This is a genomic window from Capsulimonas sp. (genome assembly GCF_039929585.1).
Classification (GTDB): domain Bacteria; phylum Armatimonadota; class Armatimonadia; order Armatimonadales; family Capsulimonadaceae; genus Capsulimonas.
The window spans coordinates 20270-27430 of sequence record NZ_JBDSQY010000158.1 but is presented as its reverse complement, the minus strand read 5'-3'; the positions used below and the strand labels follow the sequence as shown (position 1 = coordinate 27430).

Below are 7161 nucleotides of genomic sequence, written 5' to 3'. Positions count from 1 at the left end.
GACATCGTGCTTTTCTAGGCGCGATTTCAATCGCCGGCTTCCTTATCGCGCCGCCTTTATCAGTTTTGGGAATAGTATTAATATGCAATCGCGACGTGAGTTTTTGGGACAGGCGGTCATCCTTGCCGGTGGTCTGATCCTGCCGGCCGGAGTGGAAGCGGCGGCGAAGGCGGCGGCCGCCCTTTCTTATGATGTCGTCATCTATGGCGGAACGAGTGCGGCGGTCACCGCTGCGATCCAGACCGCGCGCATGGGCAAATCGGTCGCCATCGTGTGTCCGGAAACGCATCTCGGGGGTATGACGACCAGTGGGCTTGGCTGGACCGATACCAAGCAAGTCGCGGCGATCGGCGGATTGGCGCGCGAGTTTTACCACCGGATTTGGCTCTATTATCAAAACCCGGAAGTTTGGACCCGTCAGGAGCGCTCGTCTTATCTCGGGCTGGAATCCCAATCGGGACCGGCGATGGACGACAAAAGCCAAGTCATGTGGACATTCGAGCCGCACGTCGCCGAAGGGGTGATGGAGAAGTGGCTTGCCGAGGAGAAGATCGCCGTGCACCGGGGCCAGTCTCTGAACCGAAAAAACGGCGTCGTCAAGCAAGGCGCGCGGATCGTGGAGATTGCCGCCACTTCAGGACGGCGATTTCGCGGCAAAGTCTTTATCGACGCCGGATACGAGGGCGACCTGATGGCGGCGGCCGGTGTGCGCTACCGGATCGGCAGGGACAGCGCCGAGGAGCATGACGAGCCGCTGAACGGCATTCGTTTTATGGTCAAAGGCGTCGATCGATATTACAACGAAGATGAATATCGCGGCGTCGATCCCTATATCACGCCCGGCGTCCCGAAGAGTGGCTTTATCTCGGGCATCGAAGGGGTGTTCGATGGAAAAGAAAAGCTCGGTCAGGCGGATCACCGCCTGCAGTCGTTCAATTATCGCCTGTGCATGACGAACGATCCCGGCCGTCGTGTGTACATCAGCAAGCCTCAGAACTATGACGAACGGCTATACGAAATCTTGTTTCGACTCTACGCCGCCGGGCAGACATCTTCGTTCAGCACACAGCCCATGCCGAATAATAAAACCGACTCCAACGCCAAAGGCGCGATGAGCTTCGACTTTATCGGCGGGGATTCTTCGCTGGTCGGCCATTGGAACTACAGCGAAGCGGACGACAAAACCCGCCGTAAGATCGTCGCCGCCCATCGCAATTACCAGCAGGGCCTGCTCTGGACCCTGCAAAACCATCCGCGCATTCCCCCCTCGGTTCGTGACGAGATGAGCAAGTGGGGCCTCGATGCCGAGGAGTTCGAGAGCAACGGCCACTGGCCCTATCAGCTCTATGTCCGCGAAGCGCGCCGTATGATCGGCCAGACCATGGTGACCCAGCACCATGTCCAGCGAAAGCCTGGTTATGATGTCGCCGATTCCATCGGCCTTGGCTCGTATTCACTCGACTCGCACATCGTCCGCCGCGTCGTCGTGGACGGCAAGATCCAGAACGAAGGCGGCTTTTACGTCTGGTGGACGACGCCTTACCCGATCCCTTACGGCGCGGTCACTCCAAAGCGCGCCGAAGCAACCAACCTGCTCGTCCCCGTCACTCTCTCAGCCACCCATGCCGCCTTCGGCAGCTTCCGCATGGAGCCGACCTATATGATCCTCGGCCAAGCCGCCGCCACCGCCGCCGCGCTCGCCATCGATCGCAAATCCGCCGTTCAGGATGTCGACTACACCGCCCTCAGCAAGCGCCTCGCCGCCGACGGCCAGGTGCTCACCGCACGCCGTCCGCCTGCGGCGTAGAAACAATCCGCTTCAGCGTCTCAAAAAAATCCTCACGCCTCATAGGGGCGTGAGGATTTGTCATTTATGCTAGAACCATTTTTGATCCAAAAATAAAATATTGACATATTTTATTTTTGGTGTTATATTGGTTCAGGCGATGGCGAGTCCGGACAGAGCAGTCCCTCTTATATTCACTCTGTCGGGATGTGATCCAAAATTGATCCATCGTTATTGCCAAAAAATGGCGTCACATCGTCGTCGATTGCACACTGCATCAAAGGATTTGGAAATGAAAAACTCACATTCGTCGCACAAAGATTATTTCGGATTTACTTTAATTGAACTACTCGTTGTTATCGCTATCATCGCGATTCTTGCCGCCATCCTCTTCCCTGTCTTCGCGAAGGCGCGTGAGAAGGCGAGGCAAATTAGCTGCACGTCCAATGAAAAGCAGCTTGGCCTGGGTTTTCTTCAGTACGCTCAGGACAACGATGAGACGTTCCCCATCGGTCGGTCGGACTTTTTCTATTGCGCTGGATGGGCCCATCCCGTGATGCCTTATCTTAAGGCGGTTGGCGTCTTCCAGTGCCCCGACGATCCTTCCCAGTATAGCCCGGCGCCCGGCGTGAAGTGGCAGCCGGTATCCTACGTCGTTAACAACTCATTCCTCGGCGACGGCAATGGCGGGAAGCCCGCCGCGCTCGCGAGTTTGAATGCGCCCGCGTCCACGGTGCTGCTATGCGAAGCCTTCGGCGTCGTGATGGATCTCAATCGCATCGACCAAACAGACTTCTCCTCAGCGGGAACTATGGATACGAACTACTGGACCAACGGCGGCAAAGGCAGCCCGACCAACAATTTCGCTCAGTACGCCACGGGCAACCCGCCCGGACAGCAGCTGAACCAGTATAAGGGGACAAATGGCGCTCACACTGATGGCGCTAACTATCTGGCGGCTGACGGTCATGTCAAATGGCTGAAGGCAGCCCGGATTTCACCTGGAAAGGACGCCCTCGCCGCAGGCGACGCCGAGAATGACGGCGGCGAGCACGCCGCTGGGACGAGCTATATGAACGTCAACGGCAGTGGACAGGGCAGCGCCGCCATGACCTTTAGCAAAATCTAAATGGTAACGACGCCCGGCGGTAAATTCGCCGGGCGCCATATCTGCCCCTAAAGAACAAAGGTGTTCCCATGCGCTCTTCCCACACACAGAGATTGCTGAAATCACTGACGATTGCGATGCTGACGGGGTCCTTGTTTCTGACCGGCATGAGCGCCAGTCAGGGCGCAGTCAAGGGGCTGTTCGTTGGAAATGAGTTCTATGCGCCGTCGGCAAGCTGGCAGAATACGGCTCGGTCGTCGGGGTACACATCGCTGTTTTTATTCACCATGCACGTGCAGTCCAATGGGAACCTGGACTACAATGGGACGCCCATTGTGACGAACGGCGTTTATGTCGGGGATTCTACTTGGGGCGCGAAGCTGGCTGCGTGCAAGGCCGCGCCATCGACCGTCAATCGTATTGAACTGACCATCGGCGGGTGGGGGGATCCGAGCTTCACCAACATCAAGAACCTGATCGTGTCGCAGGGAACGGGATCCAGCAGCATTCTTTACCGAAGTTTTCAAGCGCTAAAGAACGCGACGGGGATCGACGCCATTCAGTACGACGATGAGCAGACCTACGATGTAGGATCGGCCGTATCGTTCGGCAATCTCATTTCCACACTTGGGATGAAAGTCACGTTTTGCCCGTATACGAACCAGGCGTTCTGGGTGAACGCCAAATCGCAGCTCGGCTCCAAAGTTGATGCGATTTATCTTCAATGTTATGATGGCGGCGCGGGCAACGATCCGGGCAACTGGAACAGCGCCTTCGGCGGTTTTAAAGTCACTCCCGGCCTTTGGGGCAACGTTGATACCATGGCCTCGTCGACGGCGAAGTTTCGAGGGTGGCAGACGAACCTGGGAATCAATGGCGGCTTTCTCTGGCTCAACGGCGGCTTTCCCGCTGGCGACGGCGCTCGCTGGGCGGAAGCGCTCCGCCTGGGCGTCGATCCCGTGCCGTTCTTCAATATCGTGAACCAGAACAGCGGTAAATGTCTCGATTTGATCGGCGGCAATACGGCGAACGGGGCTAACGTAAACCAGTGGGGCTACGATGGCAGCACTGGCAATCAGCGCTGGGCGCTGGCGCCAACGGAAAACGGCGACCACTTTAAATTGATCTCCTGGGTCAGCGGCAAAGCCATGGCGATCGCCGGCGACTCACTGACGAATGGCGCCCAATTGGTCGACACGGATTACACTTATGGAGATCCGAGCCAGCAGTGGGATCTGGTCGATGTCGGGAGTGGCTGGTACAACATCAAGAACGTGCGCAGCGGCCTGCTCATGGATGTCGATGGCGCGAGCACTGCCGACAACGCCAAGGTTCAGCAGTATGGGAACACTAACACCGCCGCACAGCGATGGCGGCTCCAGCCGTGGGGAAATTATTACCTGCGGGCCGAGAACAGCGGCAAGTATGTCGGCGTCACAGGGGCCGGGAACGGCGCCGCCGTGGTGCAAAACCCGTTTGTCGCACAGCCATGGCTCCAGTGGGCGTTCAATCCGCGCGTGGACGGCTGGTTCTCCGTGCAGAGCCTCTACACACCGGGACGAGCCGTTTCTCCCAATGCCTCCAGCACTCCAGGACAGGCTCTCTGGATCTGGGATTACAGCTCCAGCAATCCGGCGGATCAGCTCGTGCGAATCCGTCCGCGCACCAACGGGACGTTCAGCTATTACTTTGCGTCCAACAATCTCGCCTGGGATATCCGGGGCGCCAGCCAAGCCGATGCAACGCCGGTGCAGCAGTATACGAATAACGAGTCATCCGCGCAGCAATTTCGTATGGAGCGCGTTCAGTAAATGATGTTGCGCAAACCAGCTCGCCGGCGAATAAACACCCGCAAGCGGGTACCCGGCTTAGAAGTGCACGATGTCCACCTCGTGGACTCCTGAAAACACACGTAATCGTTTATTCTCTGGAGTGCCCGGAGGGGCACATCGTGCTTTTCTAGCCGCGATTTTAATCGCCGGGCGTGATGTGCGTAACATCAGTCGGTAATCCTTTGGAACATGCAATCGTCCGAGACGTTCGCTCCAAATTTTTTGTAAAGGTTTTCTCTTTCACATGACAACATTGACATCTTCCGCGCGCGCGCTCGGCATGGCGTTCGCTCTTTCGTGTTTTGGGGCCTCCGCCCACGTTTACGCTCTCACCCCGAACGCACCCGCGCAGGTGACCGCCTCCGGCTTGCGTATCTCCGTCAGCGCGGTCGACGCGGGCGCGTTTCACATCGTCGCCAGCGCCGCGGATGCGCCGGAGCCGCCGGCCAGCCCGTTTGTTGTGGAAGATCAGCCGTGGCCCAAGGCCGCCGTTCAGCGCGGGAAGCTGGGGGATGTTACCGTTCGCACCCCGGAAGCCGTTTTGCATCTCGACCCTGATGGCGTTTTCACGATCCGTGACGCGAAAAATGCAAGTCTCATACGCAGTGGACGCATCACGGCGACTTCCACGGGGATGACGCTGGCGCTGTCTCACGACGCTGACCAGCGTCTGTATGGCGCAGGCAACAAAGACTGGAATTTCAGCGGGGATCTGACGCATCCTTCGGGAACGCAAATCACTCACAACGGCGTCACACGTATCCCGTTTTTGTGGTCCACCGGTGGGTACGGAGCGCTGATCGCCAACAACCAAAACGGGATTTCCTGGGCCGATACGGCGAACACGCTGACGTGGCAGGTTCCCGGCCCGTCGCTCAATTCCTATCTGATCGTCTCCGGCAAAGGCGGCTACGGCCTGCTGGACGCGTATTCGCGCCTGACCGGACGAGCGCCGATCCCGCCGCGCTGGACATTCGGCTTTATGCAGAGCCGTTGGGGATATCAAGACGCCGCCGACATTCAGGACAAATGGCGCCAGTTTCGCGATCGCAAGATCCCGGTGGACGCCTTTGTCTACGACTATGATTGGTTCAACGACGATTGGAAGATCAATTCTAAAAACTTCCCGGACGGCTCGCTGGCGCTGATGAAGAGCATGCATTTGAAATTCGTCGGCATCCGCAAGCCGCGATTGACCGGTGAGCGTCTGGATTACGCCCTGGATCGGGGCTGGACGCTCCCTTTTATCGATGATGTCCACAAGCCACTCGATAAGATCGATCAAAACAACATTAAGATTGACCTGCACTTCGATAATCCCGAGGCGCGTTCCTGGTGGTGGAGCCATCAGGCGCCGCTGATGAAGGCCGGCGTGGACGGCTGGTGGAACGACGAAGCGGAAAATACTTACGATGAGTTCTTCCAGATGTGCCGGGCGCAATGGGAGGGACAGCGCGCCCTGAACTCGCGGCGCGTCTGGACCATAAACCGGGCGTTCGCGCCGGGCATGCAGCGCTTTGGCGCGGCGGTCTGGTCGGGAGACGTCAACAGCTCGTGGAATACCCTCGGCAACCAGCCGGGAACCTTGATGAACTTCAGCATGGCTGGGATGCCCTATACCAGCTCGGACACCGGCGGCTTCTTTGGCCCGCCGAGCCCGGAGCTTTACGCGCGGTGGATGGAGCAGGCCGTGTTCACGCCCATCATGCGCGCGCACGGCATGCTCAACGAGCCGCGCTGGCCCTGGGCGTTTGGCGACGAAGCGCAGGCGGCGATGGTTCAGGCGATCGAATTGCGATATCGCCTGATTCCCTATATCTACACCTGCGCCGCAGAGAACGCCCGCACGGCGGCGCCGCTGATGCGCCCGCTCTTTCTGGAGTTTCCCGGCGACGCCAATACTTTTAACATGACGGATGAATGGATGTTCGGACGCAATCTGCTGGCGGCGCCCATCCTGACGGAAGGCGGCTCGCGCGACGTGTATCTTCCCGAAGGCAAATGGTACGACTTCAATACCAACGAAGCCGTTCAAGGCGGCCGCAAGTTATCCATCGTCAAGGCTTCGATGTCTACGATCCCCGTCTATATGCGCGCCGGCGGCATCCTGCCATTGGGACCTGTTCTCCAGTATACGGACGAAAAGCCTATCGACCCGCTGGAGGTGCGTGTTTATCCCGGCGCCGACGGCGTGTTCTCGCTCTACGAAGACGCGGGAGATGACTATGGATATCTCAAAGGCCAGTCATCGGAGATCCCCATGGTGTGGAACGACAAAAGCCGCGTTCTGACGGTCGGCAAGCGTTTGGGATCGTTTCCGGGAATGATGCAAAAACGCCAGCTGATCGTGAAACTGCCCGATGGGCAATCGAAGGCCGCACTTTACAATGGGCAGGCCATTTCCGTCTCGTTCTAAGATGGTGCTATAATGCAGT

4 protein-coding genes are annotated in these 7161 nt (G+C 58.1%); all 4 read left to right on the top strand.

The window, feature by feature from the left end; translation table 11 throughout:
* Window positions 1-82 precede the first annotated feature (82 nt).
* The 4 genes from ABIZ35_RS11130 (at window position 83) to ABIZ35_RS11115 (ending at window position 7142) form a co-directional block, all read left to right on the top strand.
* Window positions 83-1807, top strand: coding sequence for an FAD-dependent oxidoreductase (locus ABIZ35_RS11130; protein WP_348219974.1), 1725 nt, complete (start codon window positions 83-85; stop codon window positions 1805-1807).
* 271 nt (window positions 1808-2078) lie between these two features.
* Window positions 2079-2915 (top strand): DUF1559 domain-containing protein, encoded by an 837-nt coding sequence (locus ABIZ35_RS11125; RefSeq protein ID WP_348219973.1) that lies wholly within the window; start codon window positions 2079-2081, stop codon window positions 2913-2915.
* Between the two features lie 68 nt (window positions 2916-2983).
* On the top strand, window positions 2984-4705 hold the full coding sequence (locus tag ABIZ35_RS11120) for an RICIN domain-containing protein (RefSeq protein ID WP_348219972.1): 1722 nt from the start codon (window positions 2984-2986) through the stop codon (window positions 4703-4705).
* A gap of 265 nt (window positions 4706-4970) precedes the next feature.
* On the top strand, window positions 4971-7142 hold the full coding sequence (locus ABIZ35_RS11115; protein WP_348219971.1) for a TIM-barrel domain-containing protein: 2172 nt from the start codon (window positions 4971-4973) through the stop codon (window positions 7140-7142).
* The last annotated feature ends 19 nt before the right edge of the window (window positions 7143-7161 follow it).

Bases quoted from the DNA above. Each gene is read 5' to 3' on its own strand.
- ABIZ35_RS11115 (WP_348219971.1), top strand. From the start codon at position 4,971: ATGACAACATTGACATCTTCCGCGCGCGCGCTCGGCATGGCGTTCGCT.
- ABIZ35_RS11125 (WP_348219973.1), top strand. From the start codon at position 2,079: ATGAAAAACTCACATTCGTCGCACAAAGATTATTTCGGATTTACTTTA.
- ABIZ35_RS11120 (WP_348219972.1), top strand. From the start codon at position 2,984: ATGCGCTCTTCCCACACACAGAGATTGCTGAAATCACTGACGATTGCG.
- ABIZ35_RS11130 (WP_348219974.1), top strand. From the start codon at position 83: ATGCAATCGCGACGTGAGTTTTTGGGACAGGCGGTCATCCTTGCCGGT.